General features: G+C 50.0%; 21 protein-coding genes. 17 read left to right on the top strand and 4 right to left on the bottom strand.

Annotated features, from left to right (window positions below):
• From tpiA to C1714_RS01685, 5 genes are all read left to right on the top strand, one after another.
• On the top strand, window positions 1-753 hold the full coding sequence (gene tpiA / locus C1714_RS14365; protein WP_102341563.1) for a triose-phosphate isomerase: 753 nt from the start codon (window positions 1-3) through the stop codon (window positions 751-753).
• A 35-nt stretch (window positions 754-788) separates the two neighbouring features.
• Entirely contained in the window at window positions 789-2216 is a 1428-nt protein-coding gene (eno, locus tag C1714_RS01695; RefSeq protein WP_102341562.1) for a phosphopyruvate hydratase, read from the top strand.
• A gap of 192 nt (window positions 2217-2408) precedes the next feature.
• Window positions 2409-3728, top strand: coding sequence for a VanZ family protein (locus C1714_RS01690; protein WP_167849889.1), 1320 nt, complete (start codon window positions 2409-2411; stop codon window positions 3726-3728).
• An 18-nt stretch (window positions 3729-3746) separates the two neighbouring features.
• Window positions 3747-3923, top strand: coding sequence for a hypothetical protein (locus tag C1714_RS13920; RefSeq protein WP_167849888.1), 177 nt, complete (start codon window positions 3747-3749; stop codon window positions 3921-3923).
• A gap of 120 nt (window positions 3924-4043) precedes the next feature.
• Entirely contained in the window at window positions 4044-4547 is a 504-nt protein-coding gene (locus C1714_RS01685) for a GNAT family N-acetyltransferase (protein WP_167849887.1), read from the top strand.
• Here C1714_RS01685 and C1714_RS01680 read toward each other — a convergent pair.
• On the bottom strand, window positions 4529-5734 hold the full coding sequence (locus C1714_RS01680) for a CCA tRNA nucleotidyltransferase (RefSeq protein ID WP_102341559.1): 1206 nt from the start codon (window positions 5732-5734) through the stop codon (window positions 4529-4531). The genes C1714_RS01685 and C1714_RS01680 overlap by 19 nt on opposite strands.
• A gap of 401 nt (window positions 5735-6135) precedes the next feature.
• On the opposite strand from C1714_RS01680, the gene ispF reads away from it, so the two are divergent.
• The 9 genes from ispF to rpmE all read left to right on the top strand — a co-directional run bounded on the left by ispF (window position 6136) and on the right by rpmE (window position 13920).
• On the top strand, window positions 6136-6615 hold the full coding sequence (gene ispF / locus C1714_RS01675) for a 2-C-methyl-D-erythritol 2,4-cyclodiphosphate synthase (protein WP_102341558.1): 480 nt from the start codon (window positions 6136-6138) through the stop codon (window positions 6613-6615).
• The gene (locus C1714_RS01670) at window positions 6608-7825 is read left to right on the top strand and encodes an HD domain-containing protein (RefSeq protein WP_102341557.1); all 1218 of its coding nucleotides are present in this window, start codon (window positions 6608-6610) and stop codon (window positions 7823-7825) included. Before ispF ends, C1714_RS01670 begins: the two co-directional genes overlap by 8 nt.
• Window positions 7822-8184 (top strand): hypothetical protein, encoded by a 363-nt coding sequence (locus C1714_RS01665; protein ID WP_102341556.1) that lies wholly within the window; start codon window positions 7822-7824, stop codon window positions 8182-8184. The genes C1714_RS01670 and C1714_RS01665 overlap by 4 nt, the downstream gene beginning before the upstream one ends.
• Before the next feature lie 126 nt (window positions 8185-8310).
• On the top strand, window positions 8311-8643 hold the full coding sequence (gene rpoE / locus C1714_RS01660; protein WP_102341555.1) for a DNA-directed RNA polymerase subunit delta: 333 nt from the start codon (window positions 8311-8313) through the stop codon (window positions 8641-8643).
• Window positions 8644-8753: 110 nt separating this feature from the next.
• Window positions 8754-9623, top strand: coding sequence for a class II fructose-1,6-bisphosphate aldolase (gene fba / locus C1714_RS01655; protein WP_102341554.1), 870 nt, complete (start codon window positions 8754-8756; stop codon window positions 9621-9623).
• Between the two features lie 179 nt (window positions 9624-9802).
• Window positions 9803-11587 (top strand): FAD-dependent oxidoreductase, encoded by a 1785-nt coding sequence (locus C1714_RS01650; protein WP_102341553.1) that lies wholly within the window; start codon window positions 9803-9805, stop codon window positions 11585-11587.
• Window positions 11588-11693: 106 nt separating this feature from the next.
• Window positions 11694-12365: an HAD family hydrolase gene (locus tag C1714_RS01645; protein ID WP_167849886.1), complete on the top strand. Its 672-nt coding sequence runs from the start codon at window positions 11694-11696 to the stop codon at window positions 12363-12365.
• Window positions 12343-13605, top strand: coding sequence for a UDP-N-acetylglucosamine 1-carboxyvinyltransferase (locus C1714_RS01640; RefSeq protein WP_102341551.1), 1263 nt, complete (start codon window positions 12343-12345; stop codon window positions 13603-13605). The genes C1714_RS01645 and C1714_RS01640 overlap by 23 nt, the downstream gene beginning before the upstream one ends.
• 99 nt (window positions 13606-13704) lie before the next feature.
• Window positions 13705-13920: a 50S ribosomal protein L31 gene (gene rpmE / locus C1714_RS01635; RefSeq protein ID WP_102341550.1), complete on the top strand. Its 216-nt coding sequence runs from the start codon at window positions 13705-13707 to the stop codon at window positions 13918-13920.
• Window positions 13921-14055: 135 nt separating this feature from the next.
• Here rpmE and C1714_RS01630 read toward each other — a convergent pair whose 3' ends face one another.
• Window positions 14056-15972 (bottom strand): BglG family transcription antiterminator, encoded by a 1917-nt coding sequence (locus tag C1714_RS01630; protein ID WP_102341549.1) that lies wholly within the window; start codon window positions 15970-15972, stop codon window positions 14056-14058.
• Window positions 15973-16224: 252 nt separating this feature from the next.
• Here C1714_RS01630 and C1714_RS01625 point away from each other — a divergent pair, with 252 nt between their 5' ends.
• On the top strand, window positions 16225-18063 hold the full coding sequence (locus tag C1714_RS01625; RefSeq protein WP_102343120.1) for an FAD-dependent oxidoreductase: 1839 nt from the start codon (window positions 16225-16227) through the stop codon (window positions 18061-18063).
• A gap of 94 nt (window positions 18064-18157) precedes the next feature.
• Here the strand turns inward: C1714_RS01625 and bsh are convergent, their stop codons facing one another.
• Complete coding sequence (gene bsh, locus C1714_RS01620; RefSeq protein WP_102341548.1) at window positions 18158-19135, bottom strand: choloylglycine hydrolase; 978 nt, start codon at window positions 19133-19135, stop codon at window positions 18158-18160.
• A gap of 358 nt (window positions 19136-19493) precedes the next feature.
• Here bsh and C1714_RS01615 point away from each other — a divergent pair, with 358 nt between their 5' ends.
• On the top strand, window positions 19494-20000 hold the full coding sequence (locus C1714_RS01615) for an ABC transporter permease subunit (RefSeq protein WP_102341547.1): 507 nt from the start codon (window positions 19494-19496) through the stop codon (window positions 19998-20000).
• Between the two features lie 261 nt (window positions 20001-20261).
• Window positions 20262-22208, top strand: a complete 1947-nt coding sequence (locus C1714_RS01610) for a type I restriction-modification system subunit M (protein WP_102341546.1) — start codon at window positions 20262-20264, stop codon at window positions 22206-22208.
• 195 nt (window positions 22209-22403) lie between these two features.
• Here C1714_RS01610 and C1714_RS01605 read toward each other — a convergent pair whose 3' ends face one another.
• Window positions 22404-23717, bottom strand: coding sequence for an IS4 family transposase (locus C1714_RS01605; protein ID WP_102341545.1), 1314 nt, complete (start codon window positions 23715-23717; stop codon window positions 22404-22406).
• Window positions 23718-23900: the final 183 nt, after the last annotated feature.

Raw genomic sequence — 23900 nt, 5'->3', positions numbered from 1 at the left:
ATGTCGCGTAAGCCTGTAATTTTCGGTAACTGGAAGATGAACAAGACGCCGTCGGAGGCGAAGGAGTTCTTCGAGGGCATCAAGGGTTATGTCACTGGCAAGGAGAAGGCGGATTACGGTATCGCTGCTCCGTATGTAGATCTGGGCGTTGCTGTCGCTGAGGCAGGTGCGGTCAAGGTCGCTGCGGAAAACTGCAACGAGATCGATTCCGGTGCCTACACCGGTGAAGTTTCTGTTCCGATGCTTAAGGAAGTCGGCATTACGTACTGCATCATCGGTCATTCCGAGCGCCGTACATACTATGCTGAGACTTCGGCTCATTGCGCTGCGAAGGCTAAGCGTCTGTTTGCGGCAGACATTACGCCGATTCTGTGCGTTGGTGAGACGGAAGCCGAGTATGATGCCGGCAAGACTGCCGAGGTTCTGAAGAAGGAGCTCGAAGAGTCGCTTGCCGGGCTGACGGCAGAGGAAGTTGCAAAGATGGTCATTGCCTATGAGCCGATCTGGGCGATCGGTACGGGCAAGTCGGCAGATGTCAATACGGCTGAGTCCTGCTGCAAGCTGGTTCGTGACACGGTGAAGGCTCTGTATGATGAGGCGACGGCTGAGGCTGTCCGCATTCAGTATGGTGGATCCGTGAAGCCGAACAACATTGCGGAATACATGGCATGCCCGGATATTGACGGTGCTCTGATCGGCGGCGCTTCGCTGAAGGTTGATTCCTTCAAGGCGCTCGTTGACGCAACAAAGTAATGGCAGTACAGGCAGAAATAGGAGGAGAAATCTAGATGCCTTATATTGTAAGTGTTTATGCTCGTGAAGTTCTCGATTCTCGCGGCAACCCGACGGTTGAGTGCGAAGTAACTACGGAGTCCGGTGCATTCGGTCGTGCAATTGTTCCGTCCGGTGCGTCCACTGGTGAGCGCGAGGCTCTTGAGCTTCGTGATGGTGACAAGTCCCGTTACGGCGGCAAGGGCGTTCTGACTGCTGTTGCCAATGTCAATGAGAAGATTGCGCCGAAGATCATCGGTATGGATGTTACGGAGCAGTCCGCAATTGATAAGGTTATGCTGGACCTCGATGGTACGCCGTTCAAGTCCAACCTGGGCGCGAATGCGACGCTGGCTGTTTCGCTGGCATGCGCACGTGCAGCTGCTGACTACTATGGAGAGCCGCTGTACAAGTATATCGGCGGTGCGAATGCAAAGGTTCTGCCGGTTCCGATGATGAACGTCCTCAACGGCGGCAAGCATGCGGATTCGGCTGCTGACTGCCAGGAATATATGATCATGCCGGTTGGCGCTAAGAATATCCATGAGGCTGTTCGTATGGGTGCGGAAGTATTCCACGCTCTGAAGACGGTTCTGAAGAAGTATGGATACAATACGGCTGTCGGTGATGAAGGCGGCTACGCTCCGTCCTCTCTGCCGAACGGCAAGGGCCCGCTGGAGACGCTTGGCAACGAAGGTCCGCTGGAGCTGATGACAGAGGCTGTTGAAGCTGCTGGCTATAAGCTTGGTACGGATATCTGCTTCGCAATGGATCCGGCTTCTTCCGAATTCTATGATGAGAAGAAGGGTGTCTATGTTCTGAAGCGTTCCGGCGAAGGCGAGAAGACTTCCGAAGAGATGATCGATATGTATGAGAAGTGGACGGAGAAGTATCCGCTGATCTCTCTGGAAGACGGTCTTGCTGAGAATGACTGGGAAGGCTGGCAGAAGCTCCGTGAGCGTCTTGGTGACAAGATTCAGCTCGTTGGTGATGACCTGTTCGTTACGAACACGACGTTCATCAAGAAGGGTATTGAGCTCAAGGCTGCTAACGCAGTTCTGATCAAGCTGAACCAGATCGGTACACTGACCGAGACTCTGGATGCTATTGAGATGGCTAAGGAAGCGGGCTGGACTGCTGTTGTTTCGCATCGTTCGGGTGAGTCCGAGGATACGACGATTGCGGATCTGGTTGTCGGCGTCAACGCTGGTCAGATCAAGACAGGTTCTATGTCCCGTACGGACCGTATCGCTAAGTACAATCAGCTGATGCGGATTGAAGAGGAGCTTGGCCCGGTTGCTCAGTATCGTGGCAAGAAGGCGTTCTACAACGTCAAGGCTCTGTCGCAGGATGAACCGGCTGCTGCAAAGAAGCCGGCTGCCAAGAAGGCTGCTGCGAAGAAGCCGGCTGCTAAGAAGACGGCTGCCAAGAAGAAGGCTAAGTAATCCGTTTCTTCGTTTCTTCTGGAATGCAGACAAAGAGGATCGTTTCCCGAGAGGGAGGCGGTCCTTTTCTTATATTTTCAGGATCCGATCGTCGGTTTGATTCGTAGTACTGATGGAAGAGTACGGTGGATGGGAGCGACAAAGATGCGGGATATATTGAAAATTCTGCCTATTTTGCCTTTGGCGGCTTTGGTGGCTGCAGGAATCTATGCGTTAGTATGCAGATTCAGAAAAGGCGGATTCTCAAAGCTTACGAAACGTCAGATGATCGTTGAGTATCTTTTGACAGGCTGGTTTGTGATGTTCATCTATGTGACGCAGATGATGCCATTTGGTAACGGAATGGGGGAACGCTATAATCTTCGGCCTCTGCGCATGTTTTATATTGCCTGTCGCTATGGTTTAACAAATGCGGCAGGAGTGTGGCAGTTTTTGTTGAATATTGTGATGTTTGTTCCTTTAGGAATTTTGTTCCCCCTTGTGTTTCCAAAGTTCAGAAGCTGGAGAAAGATGATTTCATTGTCCTTCGTTCTGAGTCTTGCGACGGAGCTGTTGCAGCTGATCAGTTTTCGGGGAACGGATATTGATGATGTAATTGCCAATACGGTTGGCGGTATGTGTGGCTTTGCGCTTTTGATGTTGCTGGGCCGGGACAGGAATCGTAGATCTTCCAACGGCAATATTGCGGTTTCGGTGTTTGTCCTCTGCTTGACGGTACTTCTTTTTGTTGGTGTTCAGCTGGTGAATGGTGCAAGGAAGTATGGCAATCTCTATTATGGGCACCTTATACCCGCATCAATCGATGTGCAGTGCAATACTGACGATCATGAGGAAGTCAGGAATGTTTACCAGTATGAAGAGAAAACAGATATTGAAACATTGAAGAAACAGCTTCAAAAAGACAGCGGCATACAGGGAATATGGACAGGTGATGATGGAGAAGAAGCCGTTGCACAGTTAAATGGAAGTGATGGTGCCTGTATCTTTCTCTATCCCTATCATACGTGGACGGTCAGGTATGGAAGGCATGCAGGCGTCAGCGAAACTTTAACACAGCAGCAGCTGTTAGAGCGTGCCTGGGATGGTCTGCGCCGTTTTGGCATTGACGATTCAACAGTTTCATTTGCTGAAGATGACAGTGGTGCCTATGGGGACGAGGATGTTCATCTGGTGTTTGAGAGCACAGAGAGCAGCGATGATATCATTGTGAACGGAGCAGTTGAAGTTACACTTATGCTGGATGGAAGTGTTACGGAGATTGATGATCATCGGATTTGGTGCAGGCGTGTTGATCGTGTGCCTTGTATTTCGTCCGCCAATAGTCTTTCCGTGGCAAAGGATGTCGGGGTGGGACACTGGCCTGGGAAAGCAGTTGTCAAGAGTGTAACTAGGGACTATGCTTTTATTCCGGAAACGGGCTTTTTAATTCCTGCGTGGAAGATCCAGGGATACCTGGTGAGCTCTGATGGAACGCAGTTTGACTGGGATCCGGAAATTGATGCGATGAAATGATTATCGGGAGATTTGCGTATGTCTGAAACGAAGAAGAGTAACGCAAATATTACTTGCAATATGAACACGGATACCGCCACCTATCGGCAGGAAGTGATGGACGCTATCGAAGAGGCAAGGCGCCTATCCCGTGATTCAAACACAGTGGGATATGAAAGTATGGAGGATCTGAAGAAGGCGCTTGAACAAGAATAAAATGTGGATTAATCATGATTGGATCCCCGGCAATGGTCGGGGATTTTATGTTTCTTTTCTGTACCATGCGCAGTGGTTCCTGCTAAAGTAGACCGGAGTAAGATGAAGGAAGCGGAATCTATGGAAATACGTAAAGCACAGCTTTGTGATCTGGATGGGATTATGGAAGTGATTCACGATGCGCAGTGTGAGATGCATCGGGAAGGGATTCCGCAATGGATCAACGGCTATCCGGGCAGGGAACAGATACAGGATGATATCGCTGGAGGAAATTCCCATGTCGTCGTTGAAGAGGATCGCATCGTCGGCACCTTCTGCATGAAGGAGGAGGCGGATCCGTATTATGGAAAGATTACGGGCAGGTGGCTCAATGAAGAGCCCTACGCCGTCATTCATCGCAGTGCGGTGCGTACGTCACTTCGTGGTCAGCATCTGTTTCATGCGATGGTTTCCTGGAGCGTAGAAAAGATTCGCCGTGACGGTTTCCATAATCTGCGCATCGATACGCATGAAAAAAACATGCGGATGCGGCATGCGCTGGAACATGAAGGATTTACATACTGCGGCATCATTCAGATTCAGGACGGTACCGATCGCTATGCGTATCAGCGGGTTTTCGACTGAACATAGGAAAGCAGAGCTTTACGATCGTTGGGCAGCGTTTCGTTTAACACCTGCTCCAGTGTGTCATAAAGGATGGTTCCCCGCATCCGGCCAGGAATACCCATTTCCGCAAGATCGCTGCCATTGATGGCAAGCTGACGGATCGAGACACAGACATTGGCATTGATCATCTTCCGGCAGCGTGCTTCCGCTGCTTCGGTATTCAGATCGGGATCCATTGCTTTCCGGTAGACAAAATACGTATGCACCGGAATCGGCAGCCAGCACAAAAGATGGCGCAGATCACTGTCCGTTTCTAACGGCACATCTTTATATGCAAGCATGTACTTTACTTCGCGGCAGTCGTCGTTGGAATATTTCAGGCGGCGCATTGCCTGATCTGCATTGTCCTTGGAGCCGAGAATGACAGCCAGAACCACATTACTTATCTGCCGGCAGCGGTTCACCGCAGCACAGCGCCGATTCCATTCCTGTTCGTCAAGACCTTGAATTTCCGGAAGAATGATCTTAAAGATGCTTTGATACTGCAGCAGTATATCCGCAGTGTGCGGACTGCTGCAGATCGCCTGCAGTTCATCATGAATGCGTTCAAAGGAGATGTAGTCCAGAAGGTAGCCTGTTTCCTGCAGGCTCCTGGCGGTGTTTTCTTCGATCGTAAAACCCAGTTGGGCAGCGAAGCGAACGGCACGCAGGATGCGAAGGGCATCTTCTGTAAAGCGCTCGGTAGGATCGTTGACGGTGCGGATGATGCGGTTGTTGAGATCATCGAGGCCATGGAAGAAGTCCATGAGGCCGAGCTGCGGATGATAGCACAGGGCGTTGATCGTGAAGTCGCGGCGGGCACAGTCGTCTTTCAGACTGCTGGTGAAGGTGACGTGATCCGGGTGGCGGTGATCTTTGTATGCGGATTCGGTGCGGTAGGTGGTGATTTCCAGCACCTTGCCTTTGCCGAAGATGACGCTTACGGTTCCGTGCTTGAGACCTGAGAGAAGTAAGGGATAGTCCTTGAATAGTGCCATTGTTGTTTCGGGTTTGGCGCTGGTGGTGATGTCATAGTCATGGACGGGACGGTTCAGCAGAAAGTTACGTACGGCTCCGCCGACAACGTACGCCTCCTGATGGGCGTTGTTGAGAATATGGATGGCGGTGAGAACTTCTTCGGGAAGCGGCATCTGAATGTCTGTCATGGCTTTATTATAAGCTTTTAGGTCTTTTCAAATGACACAATATAAAGTATATGAGTAAACGATTCATAGGGAACTGTAGAATCTTACAAATCATGTGGTGCACAAATATAATTGCCTTATAGCAGAATGGGCAGTGTTCAGAAACTGTTAGAAGCCAAAGAGGGAGTTCATTCAATTAATAGAAGCGAAGTGAAAAACTGGCTAAGCGGCTAATATTGCTGTGATTTCGCAGATAATGGTGGTATATAAACTTTGATTTTCAAACGTGTTACGATTTGCGGCTTAGTCGCAATGAGTTATTGCTTTGTGGAATTATTTTGAAAGAATCAACGCTGTTGAACGGAAGCGGCTTAAAAATCAATAATACATTACGAATGGTAGATAGAGAAGGAGGTTCTGGAATGAGGATCGGACAGTCGACAGATATTCATCGTCTTGGGGAAGGCAGGAAACTGATTCTTGGCGGTGTGGAGATTCCGTATGAAAAGGGGCTGATTGGTCACAGTGATGCGGATGCTCTGACGCATGCGGCGGCGGAGGCGATTCTGGGGGCGCTGGCGTTAGGTGATCTTGGCCACTGGTTTCCGGACACGGATCCGAAGTGGGAAGGCGTCAATTCGCTGCTCATTCTTGGTGAAGTGGTGCGGATGATGAAGGAGAGGGGCTACCGGGTAGGCAATATTGACTGTCTCGTTCTGATCGAGAAGCCGAAGATGGCTCCCCATATCCAGGCGATGCGTGAGAACTTTGCACGGGTGCTGGAGTGTGATATATCGCAGGTTTCGATCAAGGCGACACGCGGGGAAGGCATGGGCTTTGTGGGTCGTGGTGAAGGCGTGATGGCGCAGGCAGTCGTTCTACTGGAGGAAGCACATGTTTGAGAAGACGCCGGAAGAGAAGGTGCTGCGGGATCCGGTCCACAGCTATATCCATGTGGATTACAAGGTGGTGTGGGACTGTATCAACAGCCGGTGGTTTCAGCGGCTGCGCAGAATCCGGCAGCTGGGTGGCGCCTATATGGTCTACCATACGGCGGACCACACGAGATTCGGCCATTCGCTGGGGGTGTATGAGATTGTGCGGCGCATGGTTTCGGAGGTGCCGGACATTGCCAATGCGCTCAATGAGCGTGAGAAGGTGACAGTGATGCTGGCGGGGCTGCTCCATGATATTGGTCACGGGCCGTATTCGCATGCGTTTGAAGGCGTTCTGAAGCAGTCGCATGAGATGTGGACATGCCGGATCATTGAAGAGGATCCTGAAATCAGCGGGATTCTGGAATCGGCGGCCAAAGGACTGTCGCACGAGGTTGCGGATGTGATCCGTCATAAGTCGGCCAATCCGCTGCTTCCGCAGCTGGTGTCGGGTCAGCTGGACGCGGACCGAATGGACTATCTGCGCAGGGATGCATACTTTACGGGTACGGCATACGGTGAATTTGATCTGGAGCGGATTCTGCGTGTGCTGCGGGTCTCTGACGGGAAGCTGGTCGTCAAGGAGAGCGGCATCTATGCCGTTGAGAACTACATTATGGCCCGCTACCACATGTACTGGCAGGTGTACTATCATCCGACGGCAAGGAGCTATGAAAATATCATGCACCGGCTGTTTGCACGTTTGCGCAGTGAGGCGAGGGCGGGCAGGCTTTCGTCTTCGATTCCGGAGATGGATCGTCTGATCCGGGACGGGAAGCTGAGCCTTGGCGAGTACTATGCGCTGGATGAGGATGCGTGTACCTATGCCTTTGAGCTGTTGACGAAGTCGAAGGATGCGGTGACGGCGGATCTTGCAAGGCGTTTGGTGGATCGTGATCTCTTTGAGTATGAGGAGGTCAGCGATGCCAATCTTCGCCGGCGGCGTGCGCAGCTGAAGAAGGCGGGGCTGGATCCGAAATACTATCTGTGCCGGGATGATGTGCGTCAGAGTCCTTATGTGCCTTATGCGGGCAGCAAGGGCAATGCGATCTGGGTCCGTATGCATACGGGTGAGATTCTGGAGCTTGGAGATGCGAGCAACATCGTCTATTCGCTGGTGCATGGTCCGCAGCATTATGATGATCGGATCTATTTTCCGAAGGAGCTTGGCGAGTGAAGGTCCGGTTTGGTCTGAAGCGTACGGATCGTCTGCTCAATGAGGAGGAATATTATCCTTCTCTGGTGGGCGAGCTGGTGGATGGTGTTCTTACCTATGTGATGGAGGATGGCACGTCTTCGATTGCGGTGGAAGAGAACCGGATCGTTCTGGAACATGATGGTGAGACGCACAGTAAGGTGCATCTCTATGCGGACAGGGATGGTGCGGCGGTGGTACGTTCCGCCTACGGTGTGATGGGGTTGAAGGCGCGTCTGTTGGAACGGGATGTTTCAGAATCTGTATGGAAAATATCCTATGCCATGGTGGAGGGTGAAGAAACTGTGAGCAGTCTGCGGTTTGAGATTGAGTTCCATTAATGGGTACAAAATATGTGTCTTTTTGTGCCTTGACATTCTGCATGCAGGTTGATAAAGTTCTTCGAGTAATGAGGTATATACATATATCTCAACATTGAGTGATTAGGAGACAGGTTCTAGAATCGTATGAGCACGAAGATTTCAATGACAGATGCGGCCTACAGCTGCATGGAAAAACGCAAGAGAGAGATTGAGTTTACGAAGCTCTGGGATGATGTCGCTAAGGCTATGGACATTCCGCCGGAGCAGCTGGCGCGTAAGAAGCGGCAGTTTTACAGTGAACTTATGATGGATAGCCGGTTTGCGGCTCTTAAGGGCAATAAATGGGATTTGCGGAGCCGTCGTAAGTTTGAGGAGCTTCATGCGGCGGATGAGGATCTGGATGACTCGGATGATGATGCCGAGGATTCGGATGAGGCTGAAGCAGTCGATCTTGCGAGTGACGAGGAATCTTATTAATAGGATTGAGAGGGCGGTGTGCTTCGGTGTGCCGTCTTTTTGGTCGTTGATGGTATCACATGAATTGAAGAGATGCTAAAATAGCGTAAGAAAAGGAGATGTTTCTAAATATGGCATTAGTATCTGCTACGGAAATGATCAACAAGGCTCATGAGGGCCATTATGCGATTCCGGCCTTCAATACGAACAACCTGGAATGGACAAAGTGCATTCTGACGGCTGCGCAGGAAATGAAGTCTCCGGTCATTATTCAGTGCTCGGAAGGTGCGGGCAAGTACATGGGCGGCTTCAAGGTTGTCGCTGACATGGTACGTGATCTGTACGATTCGATGGGCATTACGGTTCCGGTTGCGCTGCATCTGGATCATGGTACCTATGAGGGCGCCAAGAAGTGCATCGAGGTTGGTTTTACTTCCGTTATGTTCGATGGTTCTCATTATCCGATCGAGGAGAACATCGCTAAGTCGAAGGAAATCATTGCGCTGGCTCATTCCAAGGGAATCTCGGTAGAGTGCGAAGTCGGCGGCATCGGCGGCACCGAAGACGGTGTTACGTCGCAGGGCGAGCTGGCTGATCCGGCTGAGTGCAAGATGGTTTCGGATCTTGGCGTTGACTTCCTGGCTGCCGGTATCGGTAACATTCATGGTATCTATCCGGCTAACTGGGCTGGTCTGAACTTTGATCGTCTGGATGAGATCAACAAGGCTGTCAACGGCAAACCGCTGGTTCTGCACGGTGGCTCGGGCATTCCTTACGAGCAGGTTCATAAGGCTGTTACACTTGGTGTTTCCAAGGTTAACATCAACACGGAACTGCAGCTGGTATTCGCTGCTGCTACGCGCAAGTATATCGAAGAAGGCAAGGATCACGAGGGCAAGGGCTACGATCCTCGTAAGCTTCTGAAGCCGGGCTGCGAAGCAGTTGTTGCCAAGGCAGAGGAACTGATCAAGGCTTACGGTTCCGATGGCAAGGCTGAGTAATCGGCTCTGAAATATTAGTATTCTTATTCTTTACAAAATGCTCACAGGTCATTTTGATCTGTGGGCTTTTTTCGCTTTGTTCACGATGGCTATCCTACGGCAATAGACAGATGGGCGGTGTTGTGTCCTTCAAGTTGTTAAGCAATTCACTAAAATAGTAAATATTGGAGGGAAACTATATGAAGAAGAGGTATTTCTCATTGGGCCTTGCGGCAATGCTTGCTTTAGCAGGCTGCGGCAGCTCGCAGAATTCGACCGGGACGCCGCTGTATAAGGCTGGCAGCTATACAGGAACAGGTGCCGGTAAAAACGGAGATGTGCAGGTGACGGTCGAGTTTACAGACGATGCCATTAAGAGTGTCACCATCGGAGATAACAGTGAGACCGAAGCCATTGCAAAGCCGGCGTTTGATCAGATTCCGCAGGAGATTGTGGATGCTCAGAGTACGCAGGTGGATGTTATTTCGGGTGCGACATTAACGAGCAATGCTATTATTGCGGCTGTCAATGACTGTATCGTTCAGGCTGGCGGCACGGTGCCGACGGCGGCTGCGGAAAAAACGACGGCTGCCAAAGAGGAGAAGTCGGAAGCGACGGATGTGCTTGTCATCGGCGGCGGTATGGCCGGTATGAGTGCGGCACTTGCGGCGAAAGACGCTGGAGCGGATGTTACGCTGCTGGAAGCGGCAGGCGATCTTGGCGGTACAGTGAAAGTCGCGGGCGGCTATTTGATTTGCGTCGATTCCGAGCTTTATAAGGACAGTGGTGCGGATCAGTCGCTGGCGTCGATGGAAAAGGCATGGAAGGATCATATGTCTTACAGCGGCGCTGATTCGGGATATCCGGATTGGGACAGACTGGACCTGGTTCTTTCCAAAACAGGTGAGACGATTGACTGGCTGGCGGAAAAAGGCGTGCGCTGGGATGAGGCTCCCTTTACTGCTTTTGATGGCGGTACCTATGTTTGTGCGCACGATGTTGATAATGGACCTGGCTTAGTGAGCGATCTTGCGGACGCTTTGGACACTGCCGGCGTCAAGGTGGAACTGAATACGAAGGCGACGGAACTGACGACATCGGAAGATGGAGCGGTGACAGGAGCTGTTGCGGAAACAAAGGATGCGGTGATTACCTATTCTGCCAAGGCGGTGATTCTGGCAACCGGCGGCTATGCGAATGATCCTGAGCTGCTTGCAAAGTATGCGCCGAAGCTTGCGGCAGTTAAGACGGTTTCCGGTGCGGCAGCGACGGCTACCGGTGATGGCTTCCGTATGGCAGAGAAAGTCGGTGCGGACTTCTTCGAGGATGGCACGGGCTTTGGTTCCCTGTGGGCGACGCAGGTAGAACCGTCGGCACTGGAGAAGGATCGTGATCTTGCGGGTGTCGATGTTTCAAAGGCGCTGCTTGTGGATGGCAGCGGTAAGCGGTTTGCGGCTGAGGTTCCGACGGTTCCGTATATGGATGCGCTGGCTTCGGATATGATTCAGAACGGCAATGGGCCTTTCTACTTTGTCTTTGATTCGAAGGATGCGGATGCGGCGGCGATTCTTGAGGCCGGTGCAGATCTGGATGCGGTGAAGAGCGGTGAGACGGTTGAGGATCTTGCGGCAGCGATCGGCGTTGATAAAACTGTGCTTTCGGATACGATTCTGCATTACAACGACCTGTGCAAGGCAGGCGAAGATACGGATTTCGGCAAAGCGGCAGAATACCTGAGCCCGCTGGAAACGGGACCGTATTATGCGCTGGAATATGTTCCGACAACCTTTGGGTCTACGGGTGGTGTTAAGACGGATGATCAGCAGCACGTTTTGAAGGTGGATGGTTCACCAATCAAGGGCCTGTATGCGGCTGGCGAAATGAGCAACCGCTACTTCTATAACGAGAACTATATGTTGGGTGGTTCGCTTGGTCTTTACAGTACCTGTGGACGGATTGCCGGTACGACGGCGGCCGCAGAGTAAGCAGTCAGAAAAAGAGAATTATGTGGGAAGACGGGGTGACGATGCTCCGTCTTTTCGTTTGGGTCTGCGAATTCTCTGGCGGGGGCATGGTAGAATAATGGGACATATGATCAGGGCGGTTTTGTTTGACATGGATGGCATTCTCTTTGATAGTGAGCGTGCCTATATGGAGGGAAATCTGAAGGTTCTGCGGTCGCTTGGCTATACGGGGAGGGACAGTGGTCTGTATGGCGTGATCGGCAAGAATATGGATGGGGTTTATCATTATTTTTATGATCTGCTGGATCATAAAGTGCCCTATGAGGATGTGAAACGGGCGGATGATCAGTACTTTGTGGATCATCCGGTGGATTTTAAGTCGATCGTATTTCCGGATGTTCCTAGTACGGTGCAGAAGCTGAAAAGTGACGGGAAAATTCTGGCTGTGTGCTCGAGCTCTCCGAAGGATGTGATTGATCAGTGCCTTGCGGAAATCGGGCTGGCAGAGTACTTTGATTTTGCAATCTCGAGTGATCAGGTGGATCGGCCGAAACCGGCGCCGGATGTTTATTTGCATGCGATGCGTGTTCTTGGGTTATCGCCCCTGCAATGTATCGTTTATGAGGACAGTGCGGATGGGATTGCGGCGGCGAAAAATGCGGGTTTGCGCGTGATTGCACGTGAGGATAAGCGCTATGGGCAGGATCAGTCGGCGGCGGACTGGATTGTGAAGGACAGCACCGGGATGTATGAACGGGTGCTTTTGGAGGATCAGGATGGAAGAAGTGTTTCGAATTGAGGGTGGCCATCGTCTGGTGGGCGATGTTGAGATTTCGGGTTCCAAGAATGCGACGGTTGCGTTGATTCCGGCGGCGGTGCTGGCAAATGCGCCGGTAACGATCGCTGGTGTTCCGGACATTATGGATGTGGATAATCTGTCGGCAATTCTTCGGGAGCTGAATGTTTCGGTAACGGAGAAGACGAGTCATCTCATTATTGATCCGACGCATATGCGAAATGTGGATCTTGTTTCGGATGCGGTGACGAAACTGCGGGCGTCCTATTACTTTATGGGGGCGTTACTTGGGAAGTATGGCTATGTTCGCATCAAGATGCCGGGTGGCTGTTATCTGGGACCGCGGCCGATTGATCTGCACCTGAAGGGGTTTGAGGCTCTGGGCGCAAGTGTCGATTATGAAAAGGGCTGCTATACGATTAAGGCGGATCATCTTTGGGGAACGAAGATTTTCCTCGATATCGCCTCGGTCGGTGCAACGATCAATATAATGCTGGCGGCGGTTTGCGCTGAAGGCAGAACGACGATTGAGAATGCGGCAAAGGAGCCGGAGATCATTGATGTGGCAACATTCCTGAACAAGATGGGTGCCGATATCCATGGGGCAGGGACGAATGTCATTGTGATCGATGGTGTGCAGACGCTTTCGGGCTGTGTGCATGAGATTATTCCGGACCGGATTGAAGCCGGTACGTTTGTGATTCTTTCGGCAGCGATGGGGGATGATGTGCGGATTACCAACATCATTCCGCAGCACATTGAGGCGTTGACGTCGAAGCTGACAGAGATGGGCGCGGACCTGGATATTCGGGTTGACAGTATTCTTGTGCATCGTCCCCGGAGTATTCTGAAGGCGACAGATATTGTGACGCGTCCGTATCCTGGTTTTGCGACGGATCTGCAGCAGCCATTGACGGCAGTATTGACGCAGGCGGATGGGATTTCGCAGGTGAAAGATACGGTTTATAAGGAGCGCTTTAAGCATTGCCTGGAGCTGCAGCGAATGGGCGCGGACATTGAGCTTGGCGATGGTGTGGCGGCGATCAAAGGGCCGACGCGTCTCTATGGAGATAAGGTGACGGCAACGGATCTGAGATGTGGGGCATGTCTCATTATTGCTGGCCTTGTGGCAGATGGTGTGACCGAGATTCATGATATCTATCACATTGATCGTGGCTATGGAAAGATTGATGAGAAGCTCCGCAAAATCGGTGCAACCATTGTACGGGAAGTGATCGCGTGATGGATTGAGGGTTGATCGGTTTGGCTGTTCGTGCTATGATTCATTCGCACTTTCTTTAAGCACGTTTAGAGGCTTAAGGCAGAAGGGAGACTAAGAGTTATGAAGGAAGGCATTCATCCGGCGTATTACAAGGCGAAGGTCGTCTGCACGTCCTGCGGTTCCGAATTCGAGACGGGTTCGACACTGAAGGAGATTCGTGTTGATACCTGCAGCAACTGCCATCCGTTCTACACGGGCCGTCAGAGATTTGCTCAGGCAGCCGGCCGTGTTGAGAAGTTCAACAAGAAGTACGGACTCAAGAGCGACAATCAGTAATTGCCAGAAAAGACGTTCCCTTCGCGGGAACGTTTTTTTGTGCTAACAAGGAAATTGTGATCAAAGGAACACTAGGGATCATTGATTTCTGGTGATGTGTGATATTTTTCGCTGATAAGCAAATTCTTCTCGGAATTAGTTCCCAGGGAACCGGGGATCGGGCTTCAGATTCGGCATGCCGCTTTCAAACAGACAACGGCTGAGACGGACACGGAAGAGATTGATCAGGTCCGGGAAGTGATCGCTGCCGTTGAGGGATTGGCGCCATCCGGCTTCAAACAGGGAGGGAATCAAATCGTTGCATGCCATCATGGTTTCTGGATCCTTTTGCGAAACCGAGAGAAGAATCAGTAGTGATACGGTATGGCCTGGCTCCCAGGAAATGCCGTTTTTCAGCAAGAGTATGGATGCGAATGATTTTGCGGGCATGGGCATGATCGGTTTCAAAATTGCCACCCCATTTTCGTAATAACTGGAGAAAAGAGCATTACGCTCCTGGATCGAACTGGAAAGAAGGCTGTTGGAAGTGATCCGGCTGGTTTGTTGAATGAGATAGTTCTCAGCTGCGGTGCGATCATCGATGTCGGCAGTGAAAAAAAGCTTCGATGAAAACAGCCGCAGGACATGATCCGGCGAATAGCCGGTGATCATGGAATATATATTCTCCAGCTGCCTATGATCCGGTGGATAAATCAGATACGAAATGTTCGGCCTGTTGTTAGCAATTTCTTCTTCCGTTGTAAGCAGACGGTCATAGCCGGCTTTGGGCGAGTTTAATAAATCGATGGTATCAATATGGCTGCCGAATTCTTTGCGCAGCAATTCTTTTAAAAGAATTTTTTCTGCGTCAGGCAGGGCTGTGATGAGACCGATTCTGTAACGAACAAGGCCATGGCGGAGCAGGCTGTCCTGGAAAAAGAGACTAAGCTGACAGATTGCATGCGGCGAAGTCTTGAGGCCTGTATTCTGATGCATGTGATGGGCAAAGAGGATTGCCATATCCATTGCCATTGGATTTTGACTGGCAACAAATTCATCGAGATCATGAGGCTCTTTGATCTTTGCCTGGATATAGTGCGTCAGATCGGGAATGCAGGCATTCAGATGATGAATCAGAATGACATCCTCGTTCAAAACGACAGGAAAGAGGGCACTGATCTTTTCCAATGATGCATGGACCCATGGAATGGTGCTTGTAAGTGCTGGGGGATCATTCGTCATCAGGGCAGGCTGAAGCAGAAAGGCATAATAGATAAGTTCCTGCTGCTTAATCGTGATGTGCCACGCATCTCTGGCTGCGTTGAACAGGGCGGTAGAAATATTCAGCGATGGCACCGTTGGTTGATCATTGAAACAGTTTTCTTCGAGATAAAATCCTTCCGCGATACGTTTCAAGACAATCTGGAGGAGGAAAATGGCACGATTACGGTAATAGTCGGAGATTGCCATGCCTTCCTTTTTTGCGGCAGTGGTGAGAATGGTTGAAAAGAGTGTGCTGCTTTCCCTCAGACCAGGTATGGCGGAATGCGCCATTTCCTGATCCATGGCAAGGAAGAAGATGGCCTGGCGCCGGGCAGATTCTTTGCCATCGAGGATGGCATAGCCCCGTTCAACAGAAAGGGACAGATCAAATCGGGAAAGGAGCGATGAAAGTTCTTTGAGGTCGCTGCGGATGGTTGAGGTACTGGAAAAGGCAATGGTACTAAGTTCTTTAAGGGCGATGCGCTCCCGGGTGCGGAGGAGAATCCTGAAGAGTTCCATGATCCGGTAATCCTTATTGTTCATGCGCTCTATGGATGGATCGGAATTCGTGTCGAGATAGTGCTGAAAGCCGTCGCTGTCAAAGATGATGATGCGTGTTCCATTGGCTTTTCGGTTTTCCAGAAGAAATGAAGGCTCCTGCCTGGTAATATGCCGCAGGGTAGCCAGATCGTTCTGAATACTGCGTGTCGTGCAGTGGAGTGCATTGGCAAAATAGGAAGTTTTGATAAATTGACCTTCATTTTTATAAAAGGCGCGCAGCATCCAATACTGCCGCTGAGTAAGTGTCATAGGAAGTTCTCCTGGTTCGTTTCCGGATGTATTGTAACCGTTTTTCGCGTGATGCGAAATAATGCGATGAAACTGCCACTATATTCTCTATTTTTGTTATTCTTTGTTTTTGTGAATACGTGGTCAAGATGATTGCTCATGAAATTTTCGCATCATCGGAAAATGGATAATTCTCCGGCAATGATGTGGTGGTTTATTGTTTTTGGCAGATGGCTGGATGATTATGATCCAGTCAGCGGAGGGAGAAAAGGCATGAAGAAATTGTGTGCATTACTTTTGTGTGCAGCAATGCTTGCGGGCTGTTCTGGCGGCAGCACTCAGGCGGCTGCGACAGCTTCGGCTAAGGCTTCTGCTTCGGCAGCGGCAGTGGCAGATGGTACATATGAAGGTACGGCCGACGGTAACAATGGCCCGATCAGCGTCAGCGTAACTATCAAGGATGGTAAGATCGCTGATGTGCAGGTGACGGACAACGTTGAGACGCAGGGCATCGGTGATGTGGCTGTGGAGCAGATTCCGCAGGCGATGGTCACCAACAATACGCTGAACGTGGATAACGTGACCGGTGCGACGGTTACTTCGGCGGCGATCAAGGCAGCCTGCAGAGATGCGCTGAAAGATGCAGACCCGTCCGGAGATGCATTCAATACGCCGGTAGAGACGCAGAAGATCTCTGAGACGCGGACGATGGAGGCGGATGTTGTCGTCATCGGCGCTGGCGGCGGTGGTGTCGCAGCCGCGACGAAGGCGGCCGATATGGGCAAGTCGGTCATTCTTGTTGAGAAGAATGATATGGTCGGCGGCGATACGATGTGCAACGCTGGTACGCTGATTGCGACGGGTTCGAAGTTCCAGAAGGAGAAGCTTGGTGAAAACAATGATTCGCCAGAGCTTGCATATGACGATATTATGCGGATTGGTCTGAATAAGAATGATCCGGCTCTGGTGAAGATGATTACGGAGACGATTGGTTCGACGGTTGACTGGCTGGTCGATGATATGAAGGTTCCGTATGATGTTGCGGCGACGCAGTATCCGGACCATTCCGCGAACCGTCAGATCGGCGTCGTGGGCAGAAGCTACGAGTTCTTCCAGGTTATGGTCAAGAATTTTGAGGACCGCGGCGGTCAGCTGTTATTGGGAACGAAGGCTGTGAAGCTTTTGACCGATGCGGATGGCAATGTGACCGGCGTCGAATGCGAAGACAAGCAGGGAACGATCGACATTACGGCAAAGGCAACGATTGATGCGGCTGGCGGCTTTGGTGCCAACACGTCGCTGTTGCCGGATTCGTTGAGCGGCTACATGTTCTATGGCCGTACGACCGATATGGGCGATGGTCTGAATCTTGGCACGGAGGTTGGTGCAGATACGATCAATATGGATCTGGTCAAGGTGTATCCGCAGGGTGTTGAGACGGTGCCGGGACGTGCCCTTGCGGCAACGGCAAGTTCGACGGCTGCGACCAAGGGGCATGGCGCAATCTATGTCAATACGAAGGGTGACCGTGTCGTGAAGGAGACAGGTACGCTTGCGGATATTACGAACGCTACGGTTGCGCAGGATGATAAGATTCTTTATCTCATCATGGATGAAGACGCCTGGAAGGCATATGTAGATAAGTCTTTGGAAGACAAGCTGGTGGCTTCGGAAGATGATCTGTACAAGTGGGAGTCGATTGAAAACGATGGGCGTCCGGTTCTTGCGCAGGGTACAGATCTTTCCGAACTTGCGAAGACGATGGGCATCGATGCGGATGAACTTGCCAAGACGGTGGCGCAGTACAATGCGGACTGTGCGGCGGGAACCGATGCGTTTGGCAAGGAGGATCCGGTTGCGCTGGCAGAAGGCGGTACGTACTACGTCGTTGAGCAGCGTCCTCGTTTCTGCACGACGCTGGGCGGTCTCAAGGCCAACGAGAACATGCAGATTCTGAATACGTCTGGTGAGCCGATCGGCAATCTGTATGGTGCAGGTTCGGTTGTCGGCGGTGCTAACGGTGCCGATTCGATGACGGCGATGATGAATTCGTGGGCGATCGGATCCGGTGTCGTGGCCGGTGAGAAGGCTGCCGAAAGCATCTCTGACTAACACAACAGAAAGAACAAAGACGCAAAACGATACAAAAAGAAAAACCTCAGCAGCTGAACCGGCTGAGGTTTTTAAGATGCCTGAATGATGCTTGTCAGTTGACGGAATGAATCTGCTGCTGAGTGACGAGAGGATACGAGATCAGATCCTTTGCGTCAAGATTTTCGTGATGCATATAGACGGCAGAGATCTGGCTATTGTCATAGGTGCGGTAGTAATAGATGCCCTGATCCATGTTGCAGCAGGAGGAGTAGATTGTGATCTCATATTTGCCTTCGCCCAGGTCGCAGCAGCCGCGCTGCTGTTCAACAGAGCCCAGGATATGGAAGAACTGGCTGACGGCGGAGTCTTCCGATTCATCGGAGACAGAGTTCAGCTTCGTGAAAGCGACTTTGACAAAGCGGGAGCCGGACGAAAGGTCGCCTGGCAGGCCGATGCCGCCCATGCCGCGGCTGTACTCGTTGAGCTCAACGTTTGGCGCAAACTTTGCGGGCGCAGCGGAAGGGGAAACGTTGCGGTAATCATTGAGACGGAACAACTGAATGTCGAAGGTAGGATTGTTGGTCATGACGCCGACCGGGTTGGGATAAATATGGATGCCGTCCTTTACGGATTCCAGGACGATGGATCCGGTCTGGTCGGAGATCATCCAGTGGAGCGGCGTGATCGGAAGCTTGTCGCTGAAGGGAATGTTCACGAGACGAATCTTATTGAGCAGAGCTTCGGCTTCCGTGAGGTTTTTGCACTGGTTCAGGATCCAGGGAATGAATTCGAACGGCGAGATTTCGTCTTTGCCGTCGTTTTGTACTTCGGGGAAGAAGCCGTTGCCCGGGAAATTGAGGCCTGCCATCGAGAGTCCGTATTCATTGGTCGCATCGTAATAAAGCGGGAAGCCGCCGCAGACAAAGGCCATGCCGATCATGGCGTAATGCTTGTCAATGGCCGGCTTTGTACGGAATGGCAGCGGAAAGTTCCGGGGCGTGATCGTCACGGATTCCGAGTAGGAGAATTCAAGATCGAGGTTGCGTCCGAAGTAATGATCCTTTTTCTGATAGGTTGCGCAGGTACACATAGTTTAGCCTCCTTCCTGCATGGTTGTATCAGCGGGATATTTGTTGTTTCGTGCCCTTATTCTAGTTCATCGGCACGGGAATTTCCTGTCTTGACAAAGATATGTCAAATACGGGTATGTGTATTTCTTTTACATTCTTTGAATAATTGTATGTATGTTTAGATGATTCATGTTTTCTGACCGATTCTTCATTTGCACAATATTTAAGAAACAAACAAATGTTTAACACATTACTGATGGTGACCGCGTGAATTGAATATGGCGGTCTTTTAAGAATGATTCAGAAAATGAGAAGACGCTGGCCTGGTGGACGAAGCTGGTGCTGGAAGGCTTCCCTGTGGCGGCGGTGTAAGGTGTGATGAATATTATTAAGGATTCGGGCTTCATTGCGCGTTTCTGCAGGATGCTTGGGTTTACGTCTAAGCCTGGGCTTCTGTATTCGATGAAGGGCATTGTGGTTTCGAATCTTTGGTTTTCCATTCCGTTTGCGACGATGATGATGATGATGATGATGAGTGCTTCGCTGTCGGCGGTTTCGGATTCGTATGTTGAGAGTGCAAGAGATGCGGGGTGCGGTAAGTTGCAAGTTCTTCGCAGCGTTGTTCTGCCATTGATGTACCGGGATATTATTCTTGCGGCTACGTTTATTGGGATGGGGAAGATTGCGTCGTTTACGATTCCGTATCTGACGGGCCCGAACAATCCGAAGATGCTTGGCATTCTGCTGTATACGCAGGTGGCAACCTATATGGACTACCAGCATGCGGAGGCTCTTTCGGTGCTGATCTTCCTGCTGTGTCTGGCGGGTGCGCTGGTGTACATCATTACGAATCTGAAGGAAGACGAGTGGCAGAGTAATCTGTAGAAAAAATAACAGCGGTGCCGGGCAGGTGTGTCTGGCGCTGTTTTTATGTGGTGCGATAGAGAAAGGTTGATTGCAGCCTGTCGAAAAAGCTAAAGGAGAAACATAAAAAGATCGTTCACCCCCGGGGTGAACGATCGGGTGAATAATTCGATCGGTGATATTCACATGCCCACATATTTTCTTCGTCTTGCTTGCATAGGCAGAAAAATGTGCCGGCGAATGTTTAAAATAGAACTTGAATAAGTGGGGGGACAGATCATTATGAATAAGCAGCAGCTGTCGGCAAAGATCTGGGCGTCAGCGAACGGCATGCGCTCGAAGATTGATGCGTCGGAGTACAAGGATTATATTCTGGGCTTCATTTTCTATAAGTATCTTTCGGAACGTGAGGAACAGTGGCTTAAGAGCCGTGGCTATGATGAAGACAGCATAAAGAAATATGTGAACGAGGATGCACCGGACAACTATTCTGGTAAGTCGTTGATGCAGCAGAATCTGGGGTATTTCATTGCGTATGAGAATCTATTTTCGACCTGGATCAAGATGGGATCGGACTTTTCGGTCGGCAATGTGCGCTCAGGTCTATCTGCGTTTTCGCGTTTAATCTCTCCTTCGCATCAGAAGGTATATGCCAATATCTTCAATACGCTGGAAACGGGACTGAGCAAGCTTGGCGAAAATACGAAGAGCCAGACGACGGCGGTCAGTGGATTGATTCATTTGATTGATACGATTCCGATGGACGGGAAGCAGGATTACGATCTGCTTGGCTATATCTATGGGGATTTGATCGGAAAGTTTGCGTCGAGTGCAGGCAAAAAAGCCGGAGAATTCTATACGCCGCACGAAGTTTCGCTGTTGATGGCTTATATCATTGCAGATCATCTCAAGGGAAGGGAAGAAATTAAAATCTATGACCCGACGTCGGGATCTGCTTCGCTGCTTTTAAATATTGGCCGTGCTTGTGCGCATTATCTGGATGATCAAAATAAGATCCGTTATTATGCGCAGGAGCTGAATGCGAATACGTACAACCTGACACGTATGAATCTTGTGATGCGGGGGATTCTTCCGGATAACATTGTGACGCGTAATGCAGATACGCTGGAAGAAGACTGGCCGTATTTTGATGAGTCGGATCCGAAGTCGACATATGAGCCGCTTTACGTGGATGCGGTTGTTCGCAATCCACCTTATTCGCAATCCTGGGATCCGAAGAACAAGGAAAATGATCCGCGCTTTGCGGGTTATGGGCTTGCACCAAAGTCAAAAGCAGACTACGCATTTCTGCTGCATGATCTGTTCCATCTGAAACCGAATGGAATTATGGCAATTGTTCTTCCACATGGTGTTTTGTTCCGGGGAGGCGAGGAAGGTGAGATTCGCCGCAACCTGATTGAGCGTAACAATATTGATGCAATCATCGGTTTGCCGGCGAATATCTTCTTTGGTACAGGCATTCCGACAATCATTATGATTCTGCGTCAGAAACGTGAGAATACGGATGTCTTGATCGTTGATGCATCCAAAGGTTTTGAAAAAGAAGGCAAGAATAATAAGTTGCGTGCATGTGATATCCGCAAGATTGTGGATACAGTTACGAAGCGCATGGATGTGGCGAATTATTCGCGCCGCGTGAGTCTGGAGGAGATCCGCCGGAATGATTACAATCTGAACATTCCGCGCTATGTTGATTCTTCTGAGAAAGCAGAGAGCTGGGATATCTATGCGTCCATGTTTGGCGGTATTCCGGAGAAGGAACTGCATGACTTCGATGCGTACTGGTCTGCCTTTCCTTCGTTAAAGAATGAACTGTTCAAAGGACACGGCGCATATCTTTCGCTGCATACGGATGACATTGTTGGTGCAATCCACCGTAACAAGGATGTGCAGGCGTTTGAAAACAGGTTTAAGGATGCGTTTGCAGATTATGACAGTTACCTGGAACATGCATTGATTGATCAGGCAGAGTCAATTTCCGTTCCGCGGACGGAGGATCTGCTCCGGGATGATTTGTTCCGGAGATTTGAAGGATTTTCCTTGCTGGATCCGTACCAGGCCTTTGAAATTTTCTCGAAGGAGTATGAGGTGATTTCCGGAGATCTGGAGCTGATTCAGGCAGAAGGAATGCAGGCAGTGCGCAGTGTTGATCCCAACATGGTATCGAAGAAAAAAGACGGAACTGATGGCGCAATGGCGTTAAGTTAAGGGCTTGAAAAGCCCTGATATCTGTTGCAGTTGGCATTCTGAGCCACACTGATGATTGAGATGATCAACGGTGTGGCTTTTCTTCCGGATCGTGTGATCAAAACTGACACATTTTGCCAAAACGAAAAGGACAGAGCGATTGCCTGTCACGAAAATCGGTGGATTTAGGTTTGCGGATGTTTTATACTCTGATCGTTAGGCAGATCTATACGTAAACAACTTTGCGGATTGAGAACGTATATTTCTAACAAACGATCTTCCTGGTCTGATTGGGATCAGGAACTTTTTTATTCTGAGTATCAGCTTCTCCTCATCAATATGGCCTGCAAGATACTGCCTGATATTTGTCACAGCAGAGCTGAAATTGAATCTGTACTCATGTATGGTGGCTGACTTTTCTGACGGCACGGCTGCCACAATGAACTGGCAGAGGTTATACAGAATTGTCCGCGCATAGATTTCCTGATAAAGAAACTGTATGTTTCTGCCATGAAATTCGGTAAGCCCGATAGTATATTTCAACTCGCGAAAACTTCCTTCAATGCCCCATCTTTGGTGATACAGCTCTTTCATTACGCTGATCGGGAACTGATCTCCTGGCAGGTTGGTAATCAGGCATTCATAAGTATCGTCGGTGATTTTGAATCGTACTGCCCGAAAATTCAGATAATACGATTCTTCTTCGATGGGAAGAAATCGGAAGACCTGATTATTCATGATACGGACATATTTTTCCGGATGCCGCTTTACTTCATTGGTCTGCAGTCTGGTAATTTCTTTTCCCAGATCAAGGTCGAACTCCTCATCCTTCAAATTCATGGTGCTGAGAATCCCATTGCTTGAGATATCTTTGACGCGAATGATGTATTTTATCTGGTTCTCAGTGAGAAATGCCAGCAGCTGATATTTCTCATAACCGCGATCGGCAATATAAATGAACTTTCCATATTTCTCTGCATTCTTTTCAAGCATTTCTTCTGCGGCATTGGGCTCATTTGATTTGGCTGCTGTATCAATCTCAATGTCGGCATAACAGCGATTCAAAACATCGTATAACGCATTCAGATGAAGCTGATTAAAGCCTCGTGCCATTCCGTTCTGGATATGATAAGTCTCACTGTCTTCCGGATTATATGGAATATTGATATCGGATCCGTCGGAAGCCAGAAGTCGATATCCCTGAAACCGATTGTTGACGTTAATACTGTCAGTGAATAAAGTGAATACCCGATACAGCGCCCGGGGATCCAATTTCCGCCGCTGTTGAATGACAGCAGAAACAGATGGAGGGACCTCCATATCAGTGAAATAATCTCCGATCTCAGAAGATAATGATTTGGATTGGAACTGGATCAGGAATTTCATGAGCTCTTCCGGCGGCAGTTTACGCTTGCGGGTGAAATCAAACCCGGGAGATTTGCAGTAGCAGCCAATAGAAGAAGACACATAGTTGATCGCATCATTGAGATGCTTATGAACAGCGCCCAGCGAATAGAGATAGGAAACCATAGTCGAAAAATACCCCCTACAATTTCCTTCGGATTGTCTAAAAATTCCTGTGCTCAGCCTGTCAAGTGCCTTTTTGAAAAAAGTGCATGTTTATGCATTTTCTGATGCTTTTATGTAAGTGGTGAAAACGTCTTGGCATAGCACTTTGCAAAATAAAAAACACTCGCCATATTTTGAAACGAG

Source organism: Galactobacillus timonensis (assembly GCF_900240265.1).
GTDB classification, from domain to species: Bacteria; Bacillota_I; Bacilli_A; order Erysipelotrichales; family Erysipelotrichaceae; genus Bulleidia; species Bulleidia timonensis.
The sequence above is the reverse complement of the archived record's forward strand: the minus strand, read 5'-3'. Positions and strand labels throughout refer to the sequence as shown.

Bases quoted from the DNA above. Each gene is read 5' to 3' on its own strand.
- rpmE (WP_102341550.1), top strand. From the start codon at position 13,705: ATGAAGGAAGGCATTCATCCGGCGTATTACAAGGCGAAGGTCGTCTGC.
- C1714_RS01610 (WP_102341546.1), top strand. From the start codon at position 20,262: ATGAATAAGCAGCAGCTGTCGGCAAAGATCTGGGCGTCAGCGAACGGC.
- C1714_RS01645 (WP_167849886.1), top strand. From the start codon at position 11,694: ATGATCAGGGCGGTTTTGTTTGACATGGATGGCATTCTCTTTGATAGT.
- C1714_RS01640 (WP_102341551.1), top strand. From the start codon at position 12,343: ATGGAAGAAGTGTTTCGAATTGAGGGTGGCCATCGTCTGGTGGGCGAT.
- C1714_RS01630 (WP_102341549.1), bottom strand. From the start codon at position 15,972: ATGACACTTACTCAGCGGCAGTATTGGATGCTGCGCGCCTTTTATAAA.
- C1714_RS01685 (WP_167849887.1), top strand. From the start codon at position 4,044: ATGGAAATACGTAAAGCACAGCTTTGTGATCTGGATGGGATTATGGAA.
- ispF (WP_102341558.1), top strand. From the start codon at position 6,136: ATGAGGATCGGACAGTCGACAGATATTCATCGTCTTGGGGAAGGCAGG.
- C1714_RS01605 (WP_102341545.1), bottom strand. From the start codon at position 23,717: ATGGTTTCCTATCTCTATTCGCTGGGCGCTGTTCATAAGCATCTCAAT.
- tpiA (WP_102341563.1), top strand. From the start codon at position 1: ATGTCGCGTAAGCCTGTAATTTTCGGTAACTGGAAGATGAACAAGACG.
- fba (WP_102341554.1), top strand. From the start codon at position 8,754: ATGGCATTAGTATCTGCTACGGAAATGATCAACAAGGCTCATGAGGGC.
- eno (WP_102341562.1), top strand. From the start codon at position 789: ATGCCTTATATTGTAAGTGTTTATGCTCGTGAAGTTCTCGATTCTCGC.
- C1714_RS01680 (WP_102341559.1), bottom strand. From the start codon at position 5,734: ATGACAGACATTCAGATGCCGCTTCCCGAAGAAGTTCTCACCGCCATC.
- C1714_RS01615 (WP_102341547.1), top strand. From the start codon at position 19,494: ATGAATATTATTAAGGATTCGGGCTTCATTGCGCGTTTCTGCAGGATG.
- C1714_RS13920 (WP_167849888.1), top strand. From the start codon at position 3,747: ATGTCTGAAACGAAGAAGAGTAACGCAAATATTACTTGCAATATGAAC.
- C1714_RS01670 (WP_102341557.1), top strand. From the start codon at position 6,608: ATGTTTGAGAAGACGCCGGAAGAGAAGGTGCTGCGGGATCCGGTCCAC.
- C1714_RS01625 (WP_102343120.1), top strand. From the start codon at position 16,225: ATGAAGAAATTGTGTGCATTACTTTTGTGTGCAGCAATGCTTGCGGGC.
- rpoE (WP_102341555.1), top strand. From the start codon at position 8,311: ATGAGCACGAAGATTTCAATGACAGATGCGGCCTACAGCTGCATGGAA.
- bsh (WP_102341548.1), bottom strand. From the start codon at position 19,135: ATGTGTACCTGCGCAACCTATCAGAAAAAGGATCATTACTTCGGACGC.
- C1714_RS01650 (WP_102341553.1), top strand. From the start codon at position 9,803: ATGAAGAAGAGGTATTTCTCATTGGGCCTTGCGGCAATGCTTGCTTTA.